The sequence below is a fragment of the Paenibacillus sp. L3-i20 genome (assembly GCF_022180385.2).
Lineage (GTDB): Bacteria > Bacillota > Bacilli > Paenibacillales > Paenibacillaceae > Pristimantibacillus.
In genome coordinates this window covers 287,967-308,673 of record NZ_BQME02000001.1, presented here as the reverse complement: position 1 = coordinate 308,673, position 20,707 = coordinate 287,967, and the positions used below count along the sequence as shown (strand labels likewise).

16 protein-coding genes and 1 pseudogene are annotated in these 20,707 nt (G+C 41.9%); 10 read left to right on the top strand and 7 right to left on the bottom strand.

Annotated elements, in window-relative coordinates:
• Positions 1 to 125 precede the first annotated feature (125 nt).
• The 5 genes from MFF31_RS01460 to odhB all read left to right on the top strand — a co-directional run bounded on the left by MFF31_RS01460 (position 126) and on the right by odhB (position 8,295).
• Positions 126 to 1,520 carry an ATP-binding protein gene (locus tag MFF31_RS01460; RefSeq protein WP_238186405.1) on the top strand — a complete coding sequence of 465 codons (1,395 nt, stop codon included), beginning with the start codon at positions 126 to 128 and terminating at the stop codon, positions 1,518 to 1,520.
• A gap of 67 nt (positions 1,521 to 1,587) precedes the next feature.
• Entirely contained in the window at positions 1,588 to 3,114 is a 1,527-nt protein-coding gene (locus MFF31_RS01455) for a leucyl aminopeptidase (RefSeq protein ID WP_238186404.1), read from the top strand.
• A 50-nt stretch (positions 3,115 to 3,164) separates the two neighbouring features.
• A complete protein-coding gene (locus MFF31_RS01450) occupies positions 3,165 to 3,872 on the top strand; it encodes a DNA alkylation repair protein (protein WP_238186403.1) in 708 nt (235 codons plus the stop codon).
• A gap of 245 nt (positions 3,873 to 4,117) precedes the next feature.
• Positions 4,118 to 7,033, top strand: coding sequence for a 2-oxoglutarate dehydrogenase E1 component (locus MFF31_RS01445; protein ID WP_238186402.1), 2,916 nt, complete (start codon positions 4,118 to 4,120; stop codon positions 7,031 to 7,033).
• 5 nt (positions 7,034 to 7,038) lie between these two features.
• Positions 7,039 to 8,295: a 2-oxoglutarate dehydrogenase complex dihydrolipoyllysine-residue succinyltransferase gene (gene odhB, locus MFF31_RS01440; RefSeq protein ID WP_238186401.1), complete on the top strand. Its 1,257-nt coding sequence runs from the start codon at positions 7,039 to 7,041 to the stop codon at positions 8,293 to 8,295.
• Positions 8,296 to 8,423: 128 nt separating this feature from the next.
• Here odhB and MFF31_RS01435 read toward each other — a convergent pair whose 3' ends face one another.
• The 5 genes from MFF31_RS01435 to MFF31_RS01415 form a co-directional block, all read right to left on the bottom strand.
• Complete coding sequence (locus tag MFF31_RS01435) at positions 8,424 to 8,639, bottom strand: hypothetical protein (RefSeq protein WP_238186400.1); 216 nt, start codon at positions 8,637 to 8,639, stop codon at positions 8,424 to 8,426.
• A gap of 57 nt (positions 8,640 to 8,696) precedes the next feature.
• Positions 8,697 to 9,938, bottom strand: a complete 1,242-nt coding sequence (locus tag MFF31_RS01430) for an aspartate aminotransferase family protein (protein WP_238186399.1) — start codon at positions 9,936 to 9,938, stop codon at positions 8,697 to 8,699.
• Positions 9,939 to 10,107: 169 nt separating this feature from the next.
• Positions 10,108 to 11,601: an S-layer homology domain-containing protein gene (locus MFF31_RS01425; RefSeq protein WP_238186398.1), complete on the bottom strand. Its 1,494-nt coding sequence runs from the start codon at positions 11,599 to 11,601 to the stop codon at positions 10,108 to 10,110.
• Between the two features lie 154 nt (positions 11,602 to 11,755).
• Positions 11,756 to 12,445 (bottom strand): response regulator transcription factor, encoded by a 690-nt coding sequence (locus tag MFF31_RS01420; protein WP_238186397.1) that lies wholly within the window; start codon positions 12,443 to 12,445, stop codon positions 11,756 to 11,758.
• A 7-nt stretch (positions 12,446 to 12,452) separates the two neighbouring features.
• Entirely contained in the window at positions 12,453 to 13,925 is a 1,473-nt protein-coding gene (locus tag MFF31_RS01415) for a sensor histidine kinase (RefSeq protein ID WP_238186396.1), read from the bottom strand.
• Between the two features lie 964 nt (positions 13,926 to 14,889).
• Here MFF31_RS01415 and MFF31_RS01410 point away from each other — a divergent pair.
• Positions 14,890 to 15,525, top strand: coding sequence for an RNA polymerase sigma factor (locus MFF31_RS01410; protein ID WP_238186395.1), 636 nt, complete (start codon positions 14,890 to 14,892; stop codon positions 15,523 to 15,525).
• 201 nt (positions 15,526 to 15,726) lie between these two features.
• Here MFF31_RS01410 and MFF31_RS01405 read toward each other — a convergent pair whose 3' ends face one another.
• Positions 15,727 to 16,740, bottom strand: coding sequence for a BtrH N-terminal domain-containing protein (locus tag MFF31_RS01405; RefSeq protein WP_238186394.1), 1,014 nt, complete (start codon positions 16,738 to 16,740; stop codon positions 15,727 to 15,729).
• A gap of 107 nt (positions 16,741 to 16,847) precedes the next feature.
• Here MFF31_RS01405 and MFF31_RS01400 point away from each other — a divergent pair.
• Positions 16,848 to 16,994, top strand: a pseudogene (locus MFF31_RS01400) (TCP-1/cpn60 chaperonin family protein); the annotation flags it as partial.
• A gap of 280 nt (positions 16,995 to 17,274) precedes the next feature.
• On the opposite strand, the gene MFF31_RS01395 reads toward MFF31_RS01400, so the two are convergent.
• Complete coding sequence (locus MFF31_RS01395; RefSeq protein ID WP_238186393.1) at positions 17,275 to 18,078, bottom strand: DUF2935 domain-containing protein; 804 nt, start codon at positions 18,076 to 18,078, stop codon at positions 17,275 to 17,277.
• Positions 18,079 to 18,276: 198 nt separating this feature from the next.
• On the opposite strand from MFF31_RS01395, the gene MFF31_RS01390 reads away from it, so the two are divergent.
• The 3 genes from MFF31_RS01390 (at position 18,277) to MFF31_RS01380 (ending at position 20,705) form a co-directional block, all read left to right on the top strand.
• Positions 18,277 to 18,642, top strand: a complete 366-nt coding sequence (locus MFF31_RS01390; RefSeq protein ID WP_238186392.1) for a hypothetical protein — start codon at positions 18,277 to 18,279, stop codon at positions 18,640 to 18,642.
• A gap of 267 nt (positions 18,643 to 18,909) precedes the next feature.
• Positions 18,910 to 19,905 carry an ABC transporter ATP-binding protein gene (locus MFF31_RS01385; protein WP_238186391.1) on the top strand — a complete coding sequence of 332 codons (996 nt, stop codon included), beginning with the start codon at positions 18,910 to 18,912 and terminating at the stop codon, positions 19,903 to 19,905.
• Positions 19,902 to 20,705, top strand: a complete 804-nt coding sequence (locus MFF31_RS01380) for an ABC transporter permease (protein WP_238186390.1) — start codon at positions 19,902 to 19,904, stop codon at positions 20,703 to 20,705. The genes MFF31_RS01385 and MFF31_RS01380 overlap by 4 nt, the downstream gene beginning before the upstream one ends.
• Positions 20,706 to 20,707 lie beyond the last annotated feature (2 nt).

Here is a 20,707-nt window from a genome sequence, read left to right as displayed (position 1 = left end):
TCGACTATTTGCAGCGCATATTTCGACAGGATTTCCGATTGACAGCCTTTGTAAAGTAAACCTATGATTAGAAGAGAGTGAAATATATTTCATTATCTATAGTGTTTGCCGGGGAGGAATAGTAGATGCAGGCCATTCGAAAGCGTTATTTCCCGGCGCTTGCCGAATATATACGGGGCGGTAAGGAAGCATCGCTTATTCAAGCTAATGAACTGGGGAAACAACTATATGGCCTTAATTACGAAGAGATCATCGCCGTTCATGAAGAGTGCATACAAGCTTTAGCTGCTAATGTTGAAACGAAAGATGCTATTCAATTATACCATCGCTCATTTGTATTTTTGATGGAGCTGATGGTTGCTTCCCGTTTCAAATTAGAAGTAGATGCCGCTGGAGAAATTGTTGAGTTGCCAGTCGATCGAAAAATAACTGAAATTCGTGAAAAGATTGTCCGCTCCAGCCGATCATTTGAAGAAGAGAAAAATAAATATGAAAATATACTACAGCATTTAGATAGTGGAATCGCATTATTTGATAGTGATGGTTTTCTGCTATTTATTAATGTACAAATGGCGAAGGTGCTGGATATTCCACGGAAAACGCTTGCAGGTCGCAATATAAAACAAATATTGCTCCATCGAAAGTTAAATATTCAAACGAGACGAACGATACTAAGGCTTTATAGAGAGATTTTTTTGAAAAGAAACCGCTACTACGAGTTTCAACATAAAGACGGCAAACATTTATTAGCAACAGTGACTTATGGTGATCAACTTGATGGTGACTTTCTATTTAGTGTAAAGGATGTTTCGGAGTATAAGCAGATCGAGCAAAGTGCTATGCAAAATGATAAACTCGCAATGCTAGGGAAAATTGCTGCAGCGATTGCTCATGAGATTCGTAATCCGTTAACAAGCATACGAGGTTTTATTCAACTTTTAAGGCCATACTTGCTCGAAGTAGGCAAGGAAGAGTATGCACGCATTATTTTGACAGAAATAGATCGGGCTAATGATATCATTTATGAATTTCTTAATTCGTCGAAGCCGTCAGCACCAATGAAACAGTCTACTTCAATTGAACATCTTATTCGGGAAGTTGTTATGCTAACAGAGAGTGAAGCTTTACTTCGGAATTGCGAAATATCAATGGAATCGTATCATTCCAAAGCGCTCGTGTCTATCGATATTAAGCAAGTGAAGCAAGTCATCCTCAACATTGTTAAAAACTCCCTAGATGCAGTCGAAGAAGTTCAATCCGAGCGAAGAGGCCGAATTGATATCGTATTAACTGTTAATGGACAATATGCTGAAGTGCTTATAAAGGATAATGGAAAAGGCATTGACAAGACGACGATGGGCAAGCTGTTTGATCCCTTTTTCACGACGAAGCAAGAGGGTACTGGACTTGGCTTATCCGTTAGCTATCGTATCATTCGCAACCATGGCGGGACGATTCGTGTCGACAGCGAAGTTGGAAGCGGTACAAAATTTATCATCTATTTGCCATTAGCTGAATAAACGTTTAGAATCGAATCGGGGTCTATTGCCCCGATTTTTTTCATTTGGGGAAAGCGAGGGATGAAAGATGGCAACATCATTTATATACGGGGCTAGAAGCGGCGGTCAAATGCCGGAAGCATTGGTCCGATTCATTACGGAGGAACAATTAAAGGGAAGCGGTGTCTCTGCAAATCTTATTGTTCAGTCAGAGATTGATGCGAGATTAAGAAGCAGCTATACGAAAGAAATATTTCAAGCAAAACCAGAGCAGACTGAGGTACTGCCTACTTTTGGATTGTTTGAGGTGCCATACATAGTGTTTGTTGGTTACAAGGCTGGTTCTGGTTTAGATGGTTTGAGAAGAGCGGCGGCTGCGGCGGCAAAAGCTTTGAAGAGTATTCGAGTTAAAGGAGCAGAAGTGCTGCTACAGTCAACAGTTATTGGTCAAGATATTACAGATAAAGGTGCCGATGCAGTAGCACAAGCGTTGACAGAGGGATTCCTATTAGCACTTCACGATAGAAAACCGCTTAAGAAAGAGATGGCTGAGCGTTTTTTACTCGAAGCTGTTACTTTTAAACCAGAAGAGGGATTCGAAGAGAAGCATGGAGATAAGTTAGTGTGGGAGCAAGGTATTGTTCGTGGCCAAATCATTGCTGATGGTGTTGGTTATGCTCGCGATTTAACGAACTTGCCAGGTAACGATCTTACGCCGGAACGTCTAGCGTTCCATGCTGAAGAGCTTGCAAATACACATGATCTCGAAATCGAAGTTATCGATGAGTGGACAGCAACAGAACAAGGAATGGGCGGCTTACTTGCTGTTGGACAAGGCAGTATTAATCCTCCAAGAATGATCGTCATTCATTATAAAGGGGCCCCTGAATCTTCAGAGACATGGGGATTGATCGGTAAGGGCATTACTTTTGATACTGGTGGTATTTCACTCAAAAAGGCTCCTGGCATGGAGGAAATGATCTCCGACATGGGCGGTGCAGCTGCTGTACTTGGTGCAGTAAAGGCAATTGCTGAGCTTAAGGCACAGGTCAATCTTATTGCAGTTATTCCTACTGCTGAAAATATGCCGTCTGATCGGGCATACAAGCCAGGGGATGTTATTCGGACAATGAGCGGATACACAGTAGAAGTAGTGAATACAGATGCAGAGGGCAGAATCGTTCTTGCTGACGGACTGACAACTGCTATTCGCAGAGGAGCAACGAAGCTCGTTGACGTGGCTACTTTAACAGGAGCAGTAATGATAACGCTAGGTTATGAGGCGACAGGTGCAGTTACCAACAATGATCAACTTATGAGTGAAGTGATTCAAGCATCGGAGAAGTCAGGTGAGCAAGTATGGCCGCTACCTACTTATCCGGCTTTTAAAAAGGCTCTCAAAAGTGATGCTGCAGACTTAAAAAATGCAGGAAGCAGTTACGGGGGCGCAAGTATAGGCGGTTTATTCATTGGCCACTTTGCTGAAGATCTTCCGTGGGTACATTTAGATATTGGCGGAACGGCTTGGATAGAGTCATCCAGAGGATGGGAACCAAAAGGTGCAACAGGAGTAATGGTTAGGACGCTAGTAGAATTGACGAGAAACGCTAATTAAATACCAATAATTAACATAAAATCACAGTAATCCGAGTGGAGGTGTTTGTTGTGACATACGATGAAATCATGCAAGAGCTTGAGCGGCTAGGTACAGAGCAGACAAAAGGAACTTTCATGAGACATGGCGCAATGGAGCCTCTATTTGGAGTCAAAATCGGTGATCTAAAGAAATTAGTGAAATTCGTCAAAAAGGATCAAGCGTTAGCAGAGCGTCTATATGCGACAGGTAACTCTGATGCAATGTATTTAGCTGGGATTAGTATTAATCCAAAGCTTACATCCAAAGAGCTGCTGCAACAATGGGTCAAAGAGGCATATTGGTATTCACTCGCTGAGTATACAGTGTCTGGTGTCGCTGCCGAGAGTCCATTTGCTAGGGAACTAGCACTGGAATGGATTGATTCTCCGAATGAAATGGTCGCTAGTTGTGGATGGAGTACATATGGGGGCTACATTTCGATAACGCAGGATGAGAAGCTCGACATGATAGAAATTCGAGGTTTATTAGAACGAATTAAAAGAGATATTCATCACGAGCAAAACAGAGTAAAGTATACGATGAATACGTTTGTAATAACTGTAGGTGTCTATATATTGCAATTGCAGGATGAGGCAAGGGAGATTTCGGAAGTGATAGGTAAGGTGCATGTGAATGTCGGAAATACAGCATGTAAGGTGCCTCTCGCCTTGGATTATATCGATAAAGCTCAAGCAATGGGGAAGACTGGAACGAAGAAAAAAACATGCATCTGCTAGTGCTTTCCCTCGTAACTATATGAACTTTCTTATTGATGCTATAAATCGATGAAACCGATGCCAATATGATTATGGTTGGTAAGCGCTTAATGTACTAAAATATGAAGAAGTTACGCAACTGATTATTGTAGTTGGTACGCTTCTTCTCTTTCAAAGTAAGAGAGAAGATCGGCGGAAATGTATGGAAACAACCGCCATAGAAAATAATAGGATGGTTATGAATAGAGAGGGTGGAATTTTCTGCAATGAGCATCCATGATGAGCGCAACTCTTCGCCTTGGAAAAGCTACTATGGTCCCAATCTTGGTTATGTCCAGGAGCAATATGAGCTGTTCCTGAATGATCCGAATGCAGTTGAAGCATCGGTTCGCGAAATGTTTATCCAATGGGGGGCACCGCCTTCCACAGCTGCAACTGCGTCTGTCGCAGCAGCGCCGGCAACCAATGCCGGAGCCGTACAATCAGCAACTACAGCAACAAGTGGTCCGATTGACAGCAATATGTTGAAGAAGGTCGTTGCCGCGCATCAGCTCATGCTGAATATCCGTAGGTATGGCCACTTAGGTGCGGATATTAATCCGCTTGGAATTAGTCAGGTTGCGGATACAAAGTTGCTTGAGCCTGAAACCTTTGGACTTACGAAGGAGGATCTTGCATCAATTCCAGCTTCTTTAATCTGGGATAACGCTCCTGAGACGTTGGCGAATGGATGGGACGCAATTGTGCGACTCAGAGAAATTTACACCCGTTCGGCAGCATACGAATTTACACATATACATGATGAAAATGAACGCAATTGGCTTCATAAGCAAGCTGAATCGGGATCATTCCCGGCTCCATTATCTGCAAGAGAAAGAGAAGCATTACTTGAGCGCTTAATGCAAGTTGAGCAATTCGAGAGCTTCCTTCACAAAACATTCGTAGGTCAGAAACGCTTCTCAATTGAAGGCGTTGACATGCTAGTACCTGTGCTGGACGAAATCGTTCGTGCGGTTGCACATGATGGAGCACATCACATTTTGATGGGTATGGCACATCGTGGCCGTTTGAACGTGTTGACACATGTACTTGGCAAACCATACGAGAAGATTTTTTCCGAATTCCATCATTCCCCGAATAAGGAACTTATTCCTTCCGAGGGCTCAATGGGCATTAACTATGGTTGGACAGGTGACGTGAAGTACCATTTGGGTGCTGACCGTGCTGTAACTGAAGGGGAGACTGTTCGCGCGAAATTGACGCTTGCAAACAACCCGAGCCATTTAGAATTTGTTAATCCTGTTGTTGAGGGCTTCACGCGCGCAGCACAAGAAGATCGCAGCAAGCCGGGCTTCCCTGAACAGGATCAACATGGTGCAGTTACAATCTGCGTACATGGCGACGCTGCATTTATCGGCGAAGGTATTGTTGCAGAAACATTGAACTTCAACAATTTGCAGGGCTACCGTAACGGTGGAACTCTTCATATTATTGCAAACAACCGTCTAGGCTTCACGACAAATAGCGTTGACTCTCGTTCGACTCATTATGCCAGCGACTTGGCAAAAGGTTTCGATATTCCGATTGTTCACGTTAATGCTGATGAGCCAGAAGCTTGTCTTGCTGCCGTGCGTCTTGCTTGCGAATATCGTCTACGCTTCAACAAAGGTTTCGTTATCGATCTAATCGGCTACCGTCGTTATGGTCATAACGAAATGGATGATCCAGATGTAACACAACCGCTTGTCTATTCGAAAGTGCGAAATCATCCAACTGTAAGCGTTCTTTATAGCAATCATTTGAAGGCTGAGCAAGCTCTTTCTGAACAGCAAGTAGATGCTCTCCGTGCAAAAACAGCGGCAACGTTGCAAGCTGCCTATGACTCTATGAAAGCTAATGAAGGCAAAACGCATGTACAGGCTCCGCATGAATCAGGTCGTGTTGTTCCTGAGGATGTTCGTACAGCAGTTCCTTTGGAAGAACTGAAAGAAATTAATCTTGAGCTTCTGAATCGTCCTGAAAGTTTCACAGAGTATACGAAACTTCAACGTATTCTTCAACGTCGTGCAACTGGATTAAACGATGGAGAAAAGCTTGATTGGGCACATGCTGAAGCATTGGCATTCGCAACGATTCTTGCCGACGGCACACCAATCCGTCTAAGCGGTCAAGACTCCGAGCGTGGAACGTTCGCTCATCGTCATATTATGCTGAATGATAATGCTTCCGGAGCGAAATTCTCTCCGCTGCATATACTTCCGCAAGCGAAAGCATCATTTGCTGTTCATAACAGCCCATTGTCAGAAACAGCCGTTCTTGGCTTTGAATATGGTTATAACGTATTTGCTCCAGAAACATTCGTTATCTGGGAAGCACAATATGGAGATTTCGCCAACGTTGCTCAAGTTATTTTTGACCAATTTATTTCTGCAGGCCGTGCAAAATGGTCACAGAAATCAGGTATCGTAATCTTGCTGCCGCATGGTTATGAAGGTCAAGGTCCAGAGCACTCCAGCGCTCGTCTGGAACGTTTCCTGCAGCTTTCGGCTGACAACAACTGGACTGTAGCTAACTTGACTTCTTCGGCGCAATACTTCCATTTGCTGCGTAAGCAAGCAGCAATGCTTGGAGCAGACAATGTGCGTCCACTCGTAATGATGGCGCCTAAGAGCTTGATTCGTAATCCTCGTGTTGCGTCTCATGGTGTTGAACTTAGCGAAGGCTCCTTTAAACCAGTGCTTCCGCAATTTAATCTGACTGAACCAAAAGCTGCTAAGGAAAAGGTGAAACGCCTTGTTCTTGGTACAGGTAAAGTTATGGTCGATCTTGAAGAAGCAATGTCATCTGCTGGTCAAGATGAGTTCGCATGGTTGCGCGTTGCTCGTGTAGAGCAGCTGTATCCGTTGCCGCAAGCAGAACTTGAGCGTATCGTGAGCCAGTTCAATAAGTTGGAAGAAATAGTATGGGTACAAGAGGAACCGAAAAACATGGGCTCCTGGTCTTATATGGAACCACGTCTGCGCGCACTTGCGCCAGGTAAAGTTCAAGTTCGCTATATTGGTCGTCAAGATCGTTCTAGTACGGCAAGCGGGCATCAGGAAGTTCACGCAGCAGAACAACAATCTATTATTTCTTCCGCTTTGAATGGTCAGCCATTCGAATCGAGTTTGGTAAGGGGGTAGCAACAATGGCAGATATTATAGTACCAGAATTGGGAGAATCCATATCCGAGGGAACAATTACGAAGTGGTTTGTTAAGGAAGGCGACACAGTAAATCAAGGTGACGTACTTCTTGAACTTGAAACAGATAAAGTAAATATTGAAATTAGTTCGGACAGCAGCGGTGTTGTATCTAGCATCGCAAAAAAAGACGGTGAAGTTGTACTAGTAGGCGAGGCAATCGGTTCGATCGGTGCCTCAACTGGAGCACCAGCTACACCTGCACCAGTAGCTACTCCAGAAAAACCAAAAGCGCCTGAGGCTGCAGCACCTGCACCGGCGGCTGTTGCACCGGCAGCAGCTCCGACGGGGGTAGCTGTTTCCTTAGCAGCTTCTGTTAATGCAACTCCAGCGGCTCGTAAGTTAGCTCGCGAGCAAGGTATTGATCTAACACAAGTACAGGGCAAAGATGGAATCGGTCGCATCTATCCTGACGATATTCGTTCGCATGGTGTACAAGCTCCAGTAGCGGCTGCTCCGGCAGCAGCGCCAGCAGCACCAGCGGCACCTGCAGTTAACGGTAAGGAGACTGAGCGTAAGCGTATGTCTCGTCGCCGCGTAACGATTGCAAATCGTCTTGTTGAAGCACAACGTACTGCTGCCATGTTGACTACATTCAATGAAGTTGATATGACAGCAATCCTTGATCTTCGCAAACGTCGCAAACAAGCTTTCTTTGATAAAAATGAAGTAAACTTGGGCTTTATGTCTTTCTTTACTAAAGCTGTTGTAGGTGCATTGAAGGCGTATCCGCTTCTGAACGCAGAAATTGACGGAGAAGACATCGTTGTGAAGAAGTTCTACGATATCGGTATCGCAGTTTCAGCTAAAGAAGGTCTTGTTGTTCCAGTTGTTCGCGATGCAGACCGTTTGAGCTTCGCAGACATCGAAAAAAATATTGGAGAACTAGCTAAAAAAGCTCGTGCCAACACACTAGCTCTTAGCGATTTGCAAGGTGGAAGCTTCACTATTACAAATGGTGGCGTATTCGGTTCCTTGTTGTCTACTCCAATTCTTAACACACCGCAAGTTGGTATTCTGGGTATGCACAAAATTCAAATTCGCCCAGTTGCAATCGACGACGTAAATATGGAAAACCGTCCGATGATGTATATTGCATTGTCATACGATCACCGTATCGTTGATGGAAGCGAAGCAGTTCGTTTCCTAGTAACAGTGAAAGAGCTTTTGGAAGATCCAGAACAATTACTTCTACAAGGCTAATACATTTTATAATGAGGGGATAGCAGCGCAAATAAGCGTTGCTATCCCCTTTATTTTTCATGTGTAACTCCAAACAAAGTGAAAAAAGCCCGGAGCAGCTTCGCCCAAGCGATTAACACAATTTAAGGTTAGGTGCGTAATGCGCTAAAAGAGTACTTCAGCATTTGTGGTCCTGCAATATTGGCGGCAATACAGAACCACTCGGAGTGAATAATGATTTTGCTAATGAGTAAAAAAGCAGTTCCCCCGATCAATTCGAAAGCAATAAATTGTTTCCATTGCCAAGCTGGAATAATATAAACCGTGAAATGCTCGCATCCGCTATTTAATAATCGTCGTTTCAAGGTTAAGCCCTCCTGCTAATTACACATTACAATTGTAACTAACGTATGCTGAGCGGCTTATCCAACATTCATAAATAATTGCTCCATTGCTTCCTTTAAAATCCCGATCAATTGATGGATATGAGTTTGTTCTACGATAAGAGGCGGCATTAATCGGATTGTTGATGCATTGGATGCATTAATCAATAGTCCTTTTTCCATGCACAAAGCAGCTAGAGAAGGAGCCATTCCTTCAGGGAGATCAAAGGCAATGAGAAGCCCTTTTCCACGTACTTCTGTAATCGGAAAAGTATTGGCAAGTTCGTTCAGCGATTGTTTTAAGTGACGACCTTGCAGATCAGCGTTAGCTGCTAAATCACGGTCCAGTATTTCTTGTACAACTGCAAGGCCCGCTGCCATTGCAAGCGGCTGACCAGTATACGTTCCTCCTTGATCGCCAGGTTGGAATAAATCGTATGCTTCTGTTGTCAGCATTGCAGATAGTGGAAATCCGCCGCCAATCCCTTTTCCAAGCGTCATTATATCCGGTTTAATGCCGTAATGCTCGTAAGCGAATAACTTCCCCGTACGTCCAAGTCCTGTTTGTACCTCATCAACGATTAAGATAATACCGTACATATCGCACATTTTGCGGATTGCGTATAAATAAGCTTCACTAACCTCATGTACTCCGCCTTCACCTTGCACAAGTTCAATCATTATAGCGCAAGTATTGTTCGTTACAGCAGCGAAGCAGGCATCAATATCATTAATCGGAACATGTATGAAGCCATCTACTTTTGGGGCAAATAGGTTTTTCCATTGCGGCTTGCCTGTTGCAGACATCATCGCTAAGCTGCGTCCGTGGAAACTATTTGTCAGTGTTATAATTTCGAAAGCACCATTCAGATGAAGTGCGCCATGTTTTCTAGCCAGCTTAATTGCACTTTCATTAGCCTCCGCACCAGTGCTAGTAAAGAACACTTTATCCATTCCGCTAATCGTTGTTAGCAGTTTGGAGAATTCAATCTGTGGTTTGTTGTAAAATCCGGGACTAGCGTGAACGAGTGTTGCTGCTTGCCTCGCCAGTGCCTGCTGAAGAACCGCAGGTGAATGACCAAGTGCTGTTACTGCCCACCCACCAATAAAGTCCAAATAAGTTTTGTCCTCTGTATCGAGAAGCAGCATACCTTCACCGCTTGCCATTATGACATCTGGACGATTCACCGTGAACAGTACATGCTTGTGAGCTGCTTCGAGCAAACCCGCTGTTTGAGAGTTTGTTGTGCTATCTTTTTCAATCGAGGAAATGTTCAACATCGTTAACCTCCGTTCAATTTCGCGCTACTGAATAAATATACAACAATTAGAATATATATTCAATCGGCGGAACTATTATTTTTTCAGGAGTTTGTGTTAATAGGCTTTTGTTTTGAGGAAAATAAAAAGCGATGCAAGTAATCTGCATCGCTTTTGAATATACGGAGTATCATTTGGTCGTTAAACTAATTTTGTCTGCCTTAGCCCAAGTGCCGACCGGCATTATTTCGTAAGTGATTCCAAGCGCTAACTTACCGTTATTCTGTAGTTCGAATACTCCAACTGCTCCTTTACGTGTTTGAACCTTGTACTGCGCTGTCAAGCTCGAGCCATCAGAACCTTTCAATTGAATCGAACGATAAGCAAATAGTTCATCTCCAGGATCTTGGGTGAGTGAGACGCTTAATGTTGTTTCGTTCACTGCTTCTACTGAGGCAATACCCAGTGGTGCAATTGTTTCTGCAACGAAGCTAGCTTCCTTTACATTAAACCAGTTAGAGGAGACCGTGTACTTTTGTCCAGGTTGCAATGTGGTACCTTGTGGCAAACGGAACTTCGGCTCTTGCTTGCCATCTGTTGATTGTGTGAAACCGACATAGGATACTGTAAGTGGTTCGCCGCCTTGGGGTGTTAATACCGCTTGTCGTGTTGCAAGAGAAGGGATCACCTGCATTAACTGACCATCTAACTTGTTATTCTCGTCCAGAACAGCTGCATTTCCTCCACGTCCCCCTGCATAAGCTGAGATGACATATCCGTAGTCAATGACATTATTAGAGCGAAGTGAATTTATTTCAAATGTATCAGCTGTTACTTGACTGACAGCGTTCAACTGAATCAATTCGTCGCTTGCAGCTACTGAAAGGTTTTGCTTGCCTTTGTAGTTCAGAGTATAAGTCGTACCTTCCTTCATCGTTTGCACGGGAACAATGTATGTTGCGATTGAGCCTGTTTTTAACCTTGGTTGGTTGACCAACTTAATATCACCATCAAAGACAAAATTGGCAGATGCTGCAGCCATAGCTTCATCCGCTTGCGATAGCGGAGCATTAAAGGTTACTTCAAAAGCGATCTTGTTAAGCGCCTTTATAGAAGTGATTTCAGCGTTCTCAGAACGAATGGCTTGCTCTGCTTGAACTAGGAGCATTGCCGTTTCACCACGAGTAATTGACTCGCTTCCAATCGATAAACCGTTCATCCAATGTTGAACCGACTTTACATCACGTTGCAAAGCCTTAGCGATCAATGATGCCATATCTGAGCTTGTTGTAGCATGGTTAGGAGCAAGCTTCTCTACGTTATCAATGAGGCCGTGAGCAAGGGCTGAGCTTAAGTAAGCGTCATACCATTTTGCACCTTGGACAGCTGTGTTGGAATCAACTGTATCGACCTCAAGCGCTAGTAGAATCATTTTTATAAGTTCAGCGTTAGTAACGATTTTTTCTGATCGCACTTTACCATCGGAGTAACCTTGCAATACATCTTTATCAATGAGATGTTGAATAGATTTATCTTGTTGAAACTGGAAGTTAGTAATCGCTGCTTTCTGAATTTGTGCAACTGGTGCAAGGGATGCAGCATGTACTTGGAAAGGAAGTAATGCACCACCACCGATTATTGCTGATAATGCTACAATTGCAACCTTCTGATTAACTTTATTCATATTCGTTCATCCTCCTAGAGTGAGTAAATCGTGTGTCATACCTGTATGATAGATCACAACTCTAACGGGGCGGATAAGAGAATATAAACTATTTATAAACAGAATGATAAAGAAGTTCACAGTCATACAATATCATTAAAATACTATAGGGAAGTTACACCGTAAACCGATACCCAGCTCCCCATACTGTCTCAATGAACTGTGGATTGGAGGGATCAGCTTCGATTTTCTCCCTAATACGGGAAATATGAACGGTAACGGTTGCAATCTCGCCATTAGAATCAAGTCCCCATATTCGATCGAACAGAACATCCTTATTGAACACTCGATTAGGATTTTCAGCTAGGAAAACAAGCACTTCAAATTCCTTAGTTGTCAGCGAAATTTCTTTGCCATTTAGGAAAACGCGTCGCGATGACTTTTGAATCGAAAGCTCGCGTATGTTGATTTGTTCAGCTTCGATGACCTTTCCGCCTTTGTAACGTTCGTACCTTGCTAGATGAGCTTTCGCCCTCGCTACCAATTCGTTTGGACTAAATGGCTTTGTGACGAAATCATCGGCACCTAGTCCGAATCCTCGTATTTTATCGATTTCTTCTTTTTTTGCGGAGACGATTAAAATAGGTAGATCCAGCTTCTCACGAATTTGTTTGCAAATTTCAAAACCGTCCATTCCCGGTAACTGCAGGTCAACAATAACAAGATCATAATGGCCTGTGAGAGCCTCTGTAAGCCCTTCATGGCCATCATGGCATAGTTTTACCTGATAGTCATGCAAGAGGAAGTAGTCACGTTGCAACTCAGCAATATAAGGGTCATCTTCAATAATTAATAGCTGCTTCATAGTTACCTCACCGATGATCTACAAATTTTTTGAGTACAAAAAAGATTGTTGTTCCGTTGCCATGAGAACTCTCGGCCCATATTTGACCGCCATGTCCTTCGATAATATGTTTGGCAATTGCAAGACCAAGTCCATTGCCACCAGCAGATCTGCTACGTGAAGGTTCCTCGCGATAAAAACGTTCAAAAATATGAGGCAATGAATCTGGATGAATGCCAGGGCCGTTGTCTGAGATCCAGACTAGACAATCTTCCGTTCGCATACTTATGCCTACTTCGATTTTCTTTGGCTCTTGAATCATGTACTTCAGACAATTATCCACTAGATTGATGATGACTCGTTTAAGCTTTTCCCGATCGGCTAGAACATAAGCAAGCTCGTTTCTTTCATTGCTCCATGTCACATCAATTTTGCCTTGATCGAGCTCAATAGACATTTCCTCTAGACTGTGTCTGAGAAATCCATTTAGTTCAAGCTGTTGGAAGGAATAAGGTTCCTTATTCATATCGAGCTTCGAATAGTAGAGTAGCTCATCGACCAATCGTTCGAGATCAGAAGCTCTTACGTGAATGGCGTCAACGTATCTGTCTAATTTCTCTTTTGTATTTGTAACTCCGTCTCTAATTCCTTCTGCGTACCCTTTTATCGTAGTAATGGGTGTTCTCAGGTCATGCGAAATATTTGAAAGTAACTGCTTACGATTGTCCTCGTAATGGAGTTGTAGTTGAACTGATTCAAGTAGCTTTTGTCGCATATCTTCAAAGCTCATTAAGAGCTGACCGACCTCATCATGGGAGTGAGGGTGCAGTTGGAAGGTGAGATCGCCATTTTTGATATGTTCTGCCGATCTTCGAAGCTCATCAAGCGGTTTTACAATTTTCCGAGTTACATAACGATAGAGCAGAACACTAGTTAAGAGCAGAATAGCAAGAAAAACACCAATTAAAATGGGCAGTAACTTTCGAACCATCTCTGCGAAAGGGCTTCGTTCTTTTGTAACATAGACGCTCCCCTTTTCAGCACTGTCAGTTGAAAAAAGAAAATCAAACTTGGCATATGAGTAAAAGCGGCTTCCTAAATTCATTGTGTTGCGGATCGAGTTATTGTTCATTTCGTAAGTTGGAAGAAGCGTTGCAAGATCAGCACTTTGCAGCGCTGGTGATGCATATATAATTTCATGTTCAAGGCGGACAATGAGTCCAGCCTGTACCATTTTTAGCTGATTATCGTACTTTTCCAGAAGCTTATTATCTTTTAGCTGAGCGGGATCATGTTTGGCCAAATATTTCAGATCAAGAAAAATGCTCTCCTCTTCTTCGGAAAGAGGATTCAAAGAATAATGAATGCGGTAGAAGCTGCTGATGCTGCGGAAATCGCCTGTGACAGCAACGGATAATAAATATGCTGCTGCCGTAAAAAGGATAACAGAGACAATGACAACTGATGTGAAAGATAGTAATAGTCTGAAACGGATGGACATTAATCGTGTTCTCCCTTCTAAGTATAGACGATGGTGATAAATAGTTTACACGTTTCATCTGTCCTGAATATATCGTATTAGACAGGATGCATTATTTCGACATTTTAGTATAGGAGGGGGGATTAGGCAAGGCAAGGAAAGGAAATGGAAGCGGGTTTGAGGACTAAATGAGAATTATTTGTTATTCAGATCCATTACATGCTAAAAATAGTGAATTCGTTGCATGAAAGGGGATATGTGGTTGCTAGATATCTAGAGTTTGATGCGAGTCTAATTAGCCCATCTGGCAAGTGATACAAGTTTTATACGATGGCGAAAGTTTTGGGGGTCCACAAATGAATACTTTAAATTACTACGTAGGTTATTTAACACCTGGAAATGATAAAGTTACATTAGATGCTCATTATCAATCGGTCACTCTCGGTACACGTCTGATAATGTCTACTTACATTAAATTTAATATGTGAAAGAGTGTATGCTCTTTTTTTAGCTATATTGGCTAGGAGTGGGGCATTTTTTGTGAATGCATGGCATACCAAAATTGATTTTTTTTAGTTTGATCCAAATAATGAGCTGTGTTGAATATTAACGGGCTTAATACGTACGATCTTATCGATAAAATGGGGAATTAATTTATTGAATGGATACCAGCTCGATCATATTTTCGATGGTCTAAGAAAACTATTAATTTGGTTTCTAGTAAGTGATATATAGCGACCTTTAATTGCTTATAAAATTTTTTAGTCACCTCTTGTTTTGTAGCTGGAGCTTGTATTGGATCTGATGTAGAATATTGCATGTTAACTCAATCCTGTAACAAAAGCTTTTCCTTGTTGGTATTTATCTATTTTCACAAAATATATTACACTTTCAATTAGCTTTAAAAAATTCTCTATTCTAAACGATTGATCTATTACAGTAGGATTAATTTGAGTAATATTGTGAGAGAGGGGGCAAAATTTCGATGGAAGAATCGATATCAGAGATAGAATTAATTGAATTGGCCCGTCAAGGTGATGCAGGTGCATTCGGTCAGTTAATTCACTTGCATAGAAGTAAGGTATTACACTGGGTTGAAAGGATGACACGTGATTTATGCTTATCCGAAGATATCGTACAGGATGCCTCAATACAAGCCTATCTTAAATTACACTCTTTGACTGATTCCGATCGATTTGTACAATGGTTTCGCATAATTGTTATAAATCAGGTTCGGATGAAAATGCGCCGGGGAGGTCCGAATAAGCGTGAGCTTCTCTTTAGTAGCTGGCAATCGAAAAATGATTCATGCAGAGACGACTCAGACCTTGCTACGTGTCTAACTTTGGATTTGCCCTCAATGTTTGTTATTAAGGACGATCCAGCAGAGCAATTGCTGCAAAAAGAATTTCTGGAAAGCGTCGATGAGTATGTGAAGTGCCTTAATTGCAAGGAACGGGAGATGTTCAAAGCACGTTTCCTCCATCAGCGAACACCCGAAGAAATCGCAAGCGATTTGAACGTGTCAATTAAAACAGTTTACACTTATTTATACCGATCAAAGAAAAAACTTAATAGGATGTACAACGGGGTTAGTATCGATAAGTTCAGTGACGGATGAGTAGTTAGGTTTTACATCTTACTAGACAAGATTCGTAAGGAATCGATCTCATGATGAACATAAGAGTTGGTATATAGGCGATCTGAACGTTAGGAATTAAATAAGGAATTATTGAACGAGAAGAGATGCCCTCATTCATTAATCCCTTATTACGAGCGAGAGGGAAAACTCAACAATATTGAGATTCAGTAGAAGGTTATCCTAATTTTTCACTTCTAATTTTTTAATATTCATAGTATCGAGCAGTTGTTTAAGCAAGGAAAGTCCTTGTGTTTCCTCTTCTTTAGCTTGAGAGAGGATTTGAATTCCTTGTAAAGCTAGCTCGCTATTGTGTGGATCGCCGCACTGTGGGAATGGGAATAATTCGGAAAGGCTATATAGTTTTTTGGAAACGCTATCATAATGCACGGAGGCTTGTTTCAGAATTTTTCTTTCATGTATAGTATCATCTTCTGAGAGTCGATGTAAAAATGCTGCTGCATAGGCACGTAACTCGCAATAGACGATTATGTTATAAGCATTAAAGAATGGATGCAGTGAACGGTTCTTAAAGGCATTGATCCATGCATCATAAGCTGCTAAACCTTGAGCGATAGGGCCGATAGGGTGATCAAGGCTACCATTTGTATAACCATGTTTAACTGCAAAGCTAAGCATGTTATGTACAGCTTGCTGCTTGCTGATTTCATTACGCTCAAGAAGGGCGATAACATATATCTCCGCCGTTTGGCTATGACCGAGCTGATTATATGGCAGTGTATTCTCTTGCAATTTATCGATTACATGATAAACCTGATTATCGTCATCATACCCATAAATCATTCCGAATTCTGGGTGAAATAGATCCCAAGCAATGACCGGAAGGCCTCTGTCGATTGATGCTTTAATAATTTGGTGGGCTTGTTCTACGACTGCCGGTTCAACGTTAGCAAATGGTAAGAAGTCCAGGTTATATCCGAGATTAGATAGGGCTTCTTGCGTATAAGGCTCGCCAGCAAAAGTAGTCGGTCCCGCGATATGTATACTGTCCTCGAAAATATTCAAATAAAAAGCATGTCCTGTAAGCCCATTCACTTCATCTAATGAAATTCCTCGAAGCTCTGTATATTGTAATAGTCCCCACATGCAGTAAGTAAGAGAGGGTCTAGCCCCAATAAAGTGATCCTCTCTCCTCTCGGTATAAATGGTCGGACGTTCTAACAATTTTTTATTCATTCACTCACTCGTCTCCTCTTCAATTTCAATTACCGTACGATATAAAGATGCCATCGACAGAATAATTTTGAACAGAAGTTTGATTTTTTAGTTTAATATTTTTACTACGATCTACGTTGCAATATGCCGCATCTGTAGCTGCCATGATTTTAACTACTGAAACACTTGTTGTAGACAAACCTGAGAATAGTAATTTGGCTATGCCAGATATGAGTGGTATGGTTGGCATGGGTGGTATGGGCGGCATGATGTAATTCATCTGTAAAACCCTGTAATAGCAAGGTTTACGGGTTCCTTCGGGAGCCTGTTTTAAATTTATATCAAAAAAACATTCAAAGCGATTTCTTGGAAATTTAGCCCGATCGAATGTATGAAACGGACGGACATCGAATTTATTCCCCTATTTAGCGTAGTTAAAGTCGAATAGCATTATAAAATGTCTGACGTGCATTATGAGCATTCAATTTCCATTATTGCGGAGAGAAAAGCATTCATAATGTTAGAATGCCCCTTCAAAAAGTGCTCTTCGCACTTTCAGTTAGGTCTAGTAGTCAGACTGCTTTCAAACATATCAATGATGACCAAAAAATGTTCTGCTTCACGAAAAACATGATCCGCAAGCAAAGGGTGAATAATGCTCTTTATACGACACGCCTCAATTAAATCACGTGCTGTTTTCTTGAAATCACGAAGAGATTTAACAGATACCTTGTTCTGATCAAGAAATTGATCAAGGAGCGGGACGGTTTGTGACTGGGGACGCATGGACTCCAAGTCTTTAGCTTGAAATAGTAATTGGTCGAATTCTTGACTAAAGTTATTAGCTTGCTCTACAAGTTTCCGCTCGGATGGATCAAGTAGGTGGCTAATAAATTTGGCATGATCGGCCATAATTTTAAGGAAAAAAACGTTTTCGTCAATTATTGCATCAGGCAACGGCTCTAACTTTCCTTGATTTAATTCCGATAATCGATTTCTAAAATAGTTGGCTTCCCTGCTCACATGATCCACCAAAAGAGGGAAATTATTTGCACCAGGTAGTTGGCACGTTAATATTAATCCAAGTATTCTTCGTTTGAAGGCCCATATATAAGAAACTGCAGTGTGGACTTCCTCATTGAATCTTCTAATGACGGAGGGATCTGTCCCAGTTGTGAATGCATTGGCTTTATTTTCGATCGCATGAAAAACAGAATAAAAATGGTTGGCTTCATTAATCAATTGAGTGTCTTCGCATCGGAATCCAAGTTTCAAAAATAAGGAATGTTCTTTCATTATCCGTGACCAAAACCGTACTTCTTCCAATGAACGCACTACAAACGGATCCGCCAATAGCATGGCCTCCCTTGAACTATCACATTTCAAGTACTATATGAGAGGAGTCCTTGTCAGTATTCCTTTGGTGGAGTTGTATTAGTAGAATTTGAAGTATTCATCTATTAATACTACTATAATTTAGTATCCATATATTGCATAAAGTGATATAATCACAATCGAAATACGTCAGTTCACTCCGTTATAGAAGGGAGGTGAATAATGATGAAAAAGATGATATTACTTTTGCTGGTTATGTTGTTTTCTTTTTCTGTAAGCGCTTCCGCAAGTTCCTCATCACCTGAAACTTGGTACGTAGGTTCGGTACACGTGGGAGGAGAACATCAATTGACAGTTGATGTACTTAATTATGGCATAAGCAACGTTTCTATTACGCTGCACAAGGAAGGACCATCAGGTCAATGGACAGAGGTTTTCTATGATGCTGAAAACCTGATAAGCAATCAAATGTATACTTTTACTTACAACGTAGGTTACTTAGCCCCAGGCAACTATAAAGTTGTATTGGTTGTCAATTCCACAACTGCTCCAATGGGTTCACGTCTTGATAATGCCGACATATACTAGTTTTAATATGTAAAAGAGTAAATGCCCTACACTTAGCCTAATGGCTCGGTGAAGGGCATTTTTTTATAGTCGTGTTCTTATTCAATGAGGGTATATCTACTAATTTTCAACAATCTAATCAACTTAATTGGAAAATAAAACTATACTTTATTTGGAATATAAGGTATATTATTTTTCCTGCTATTTTCGCTGAGGTGATTGAAGGGTGCGGCTGCTCTCCAAAAAGCTTCATGGACTAGCAGAAATTCAACAGGAGGACCAATTAGAATGAATCGGAATAAGGATTGGATCAAGTTAGATGGCATTGGTAAGAGCTTTAAAGTCGCGACAAGAACGGCGGGGCTTAAGGAAGCGACCAAAGCCTTATTTGTGCGCAAACATACAGTCGTGGAAGCATTAAAAGATATCTCTTTCTCGATAGCAGAAGGAGAGATCGTAGGTTATATCGGACCGAATGGGGCTGGGAAATCGACTACGATTAAAGTGATGAGCGGCATATTAGTGCCGGATGAAGGCTCGTGTACTGTTATGGGCTATACGCCTTGGAAGAACAGAACAGAATATGTGAAGCATATCGGTGTAGTATTCGGACAACGATCACAACTTTGGTGGGATGTGCCTGTTATCGACTCCTTTGAGCTGCTGAGGGATATTTATAAGATCCCCGAACATACGTACAAGAAAAATGTAGATATGTTGACCGAAATGCTTGCGCTTGAAACGATATTGCAGACGCCTGTCAGGCAACTTAGTTTGGGACAGAGGATGCGATGTGAAATTGCGGCTTCGCTACTACATAGCCCGAAACTTCTGTTCCTCGATGAGCCTACGATTGGTTTAGATGCTGTCAGCAAACTCGCGGTCAGAAATTTTATTAAGCGGCTTAATCAGGAAAAGGGTGTCACAGTTATTTTGACCACTCACGATATGAGCGACATCGAGGCGCTGGCCCATCGCATTTTGATGATAGGAAAAGGCACATTGTTGTATGATGGATCATTGGATGAGCTGCGCAGTAGATTTGGTACAGGAAGAACGTTAACTGTGGATTATAGAGAATACCCCACGCCAATTGATATTCCTCTTACAACTAGGATGGAGTGGACCTCTGAACGAGCGGTGTACAGCTTTGATACAGAGCAGGTTGTTCTTGCCGACCTAGTCTCTCATCTATCCAAATATGTGGAGATCATAGACATCTCTGTTGAATCAAAGGCGATAGATGAAATCATCGTTCAGCTTTATGAGGAGCATCAGATATGAAGGCTTATACTTCGATTTGGCGCCTTCGGTTCATCAATGGGATGCAATATCGTGCTGCAGCTTTAGCAGGGATGGCTACCCAACTATTTTTTGGATTCGTTTTTATTATGATTTTTACGGCGTTTTATAGCAATAGCTCAACATCAATGCCTATTTCATTGGATAACTTGATTACGTACATTTGGCTGCAACAAGTTTTTTTGAGCTTCATTATGCTTTGGTTCCGAGATCAAGAATTATTCGCTATGATAACAAGCGGAAATATCGCCTACGAATTGTGTCGGCCGATGGACCTTTATCCTTCTTGGTATGCTAAGTTACTTGCCCAAAGAGTAGCAAGTGCAACCCTTCGATGTTTTCCCATTTTAACTATTATATTTTTGTTACCCGAACCATATCGCATGAGTTTGCCGCCTACTTTTATTGCGTTTGCATTATTTATTGGTTCCCTCTTGTTAGGCTTGCTGCTAGTCGTTTCTATCTCCATGCTAATCTATATTTCTGTGTTTTGGACAATGTCTCCTGTGGGCTCTATTTTGATGATAGCAGTAGCAGGCGAGTTTTTTGCGGGGATGATTATTCCTATTCCGCTTATGCCATCGTGGTTGCAGACCATGACATATTTACTGCCCTTCCGTTGGACGACTGATTTTCCTTTCCGAGTCTACTCAGGTCATATTCCTCAAGCAGAAGCGATGTGGGGGATTGGTATTCAGCTTGTATGGCTTGTCGTTTTAGTTGGTGTCGGTCGTCTACTTATGAAGCGAGCACTTCGGGCAGTCGTCATACAAGGAGGTTGATG

Excerpts from the sequence above, each read along its gene's own strand:
- MFF31_RS01460 (WP_238186405.1), top strand. The coding sequence starts at position 126 with ATGCAGGCCATTCGAAAGCGTTATTTCCCGGCGCTTGCCGAATATATA.
- MFF31_RS01455 (WP_238186404.1), top strand. The coding sequence starts at position 1,588 with ATGGCAACATCATTTATATACGGGGCTAGAAGCGGCGGTCAAATGCCG.
- MFF31_RS01445 (WP_238186402.1), top strand. The coding sequence starts at position 4,118 with ATGAGCATCCATGATGAGCGCAACTCTTCGCCTTGGAAAAGCTACTAT.
- odhB (WP_238186401.1), top strand. The coding sequence starts at position 7,039 with ATGGCAGATATTATAGTACCAGAATTGGGAGAATCCATATCCGAGGGA.
- MFF31_RS01430 (WP_238186399.1), bottom strand. The coding sequence starts at position 9,938 with ATGTTGAACATTTCCTCGATTGAAAAAGATAGCACAACAAACTCTCAA.
- MFF31_RS01425 (WP_238186398.1), bottom strand. The coding sequence starts at position 11,601 with ATGAATAAAGTTAATCAGAAGGTTGCAATTGTAGCATTATCAGCAATA.
- MFF31_RS01420 (WP_238186397.1), bottom strand. The coding sequence starts at position 12,445 with ATGAAGCAGCTATTAATTATTGAAGATGACCCTTATATTGCTGAGTTG.
- MFF31_RS01415 (WP_238186396.1), bottom strand. The coding sequence starts at position 13,925 with ATGTCCATCCGTTTCAGACTATTACTATCTTTCACATCAGTTGTCATT.
- MFF31_RS01410 (WP_238186395.1), top strand. The coding sequence starts at position 14,890 with ATGGAAGAATCGATATCAGAGATAGAATTAATTGAATTGGCCCGTCAA.
- MFF31_RS01405 (WP_238186394.1), bottom strand. The coding sequence starts at position 16,740 with ATGAATAAAAAATTGTTAGAACGTCCGACCATTTATACCGAGAGGAGA.
- MFF31_RS01395 (WP_238186393.1), bottom strand. The coding sequence starts at position 18,078 with ATGCTATTGGCGGATCCGTTTGTAGTGCGTTCATTGGAAGAAGTACGG.
- MFF31_RS01390 (WP_238186392.1), top strand. The coding sequence starts at position 18,277 with ATGATGAAAAAGATGATATTACTTTTGCTGGTTATGTTGTTTTCTTTT.
- MFF31_RS01385 (WP_238186391.1), top strand. The coding sequence starts at position 18,910 with ATGAATCGGAATAAGGATTGGATCAAGTTAGATGGCATTGGTAAGAGC.
- MFF31_RS01380 (WP_238186390.1), top strand. The coding sequence starts at position 19,902 with ATGAAGGCTTATACTTCGATTTGGCGCCTTCGGTTCATCAATGGGATG.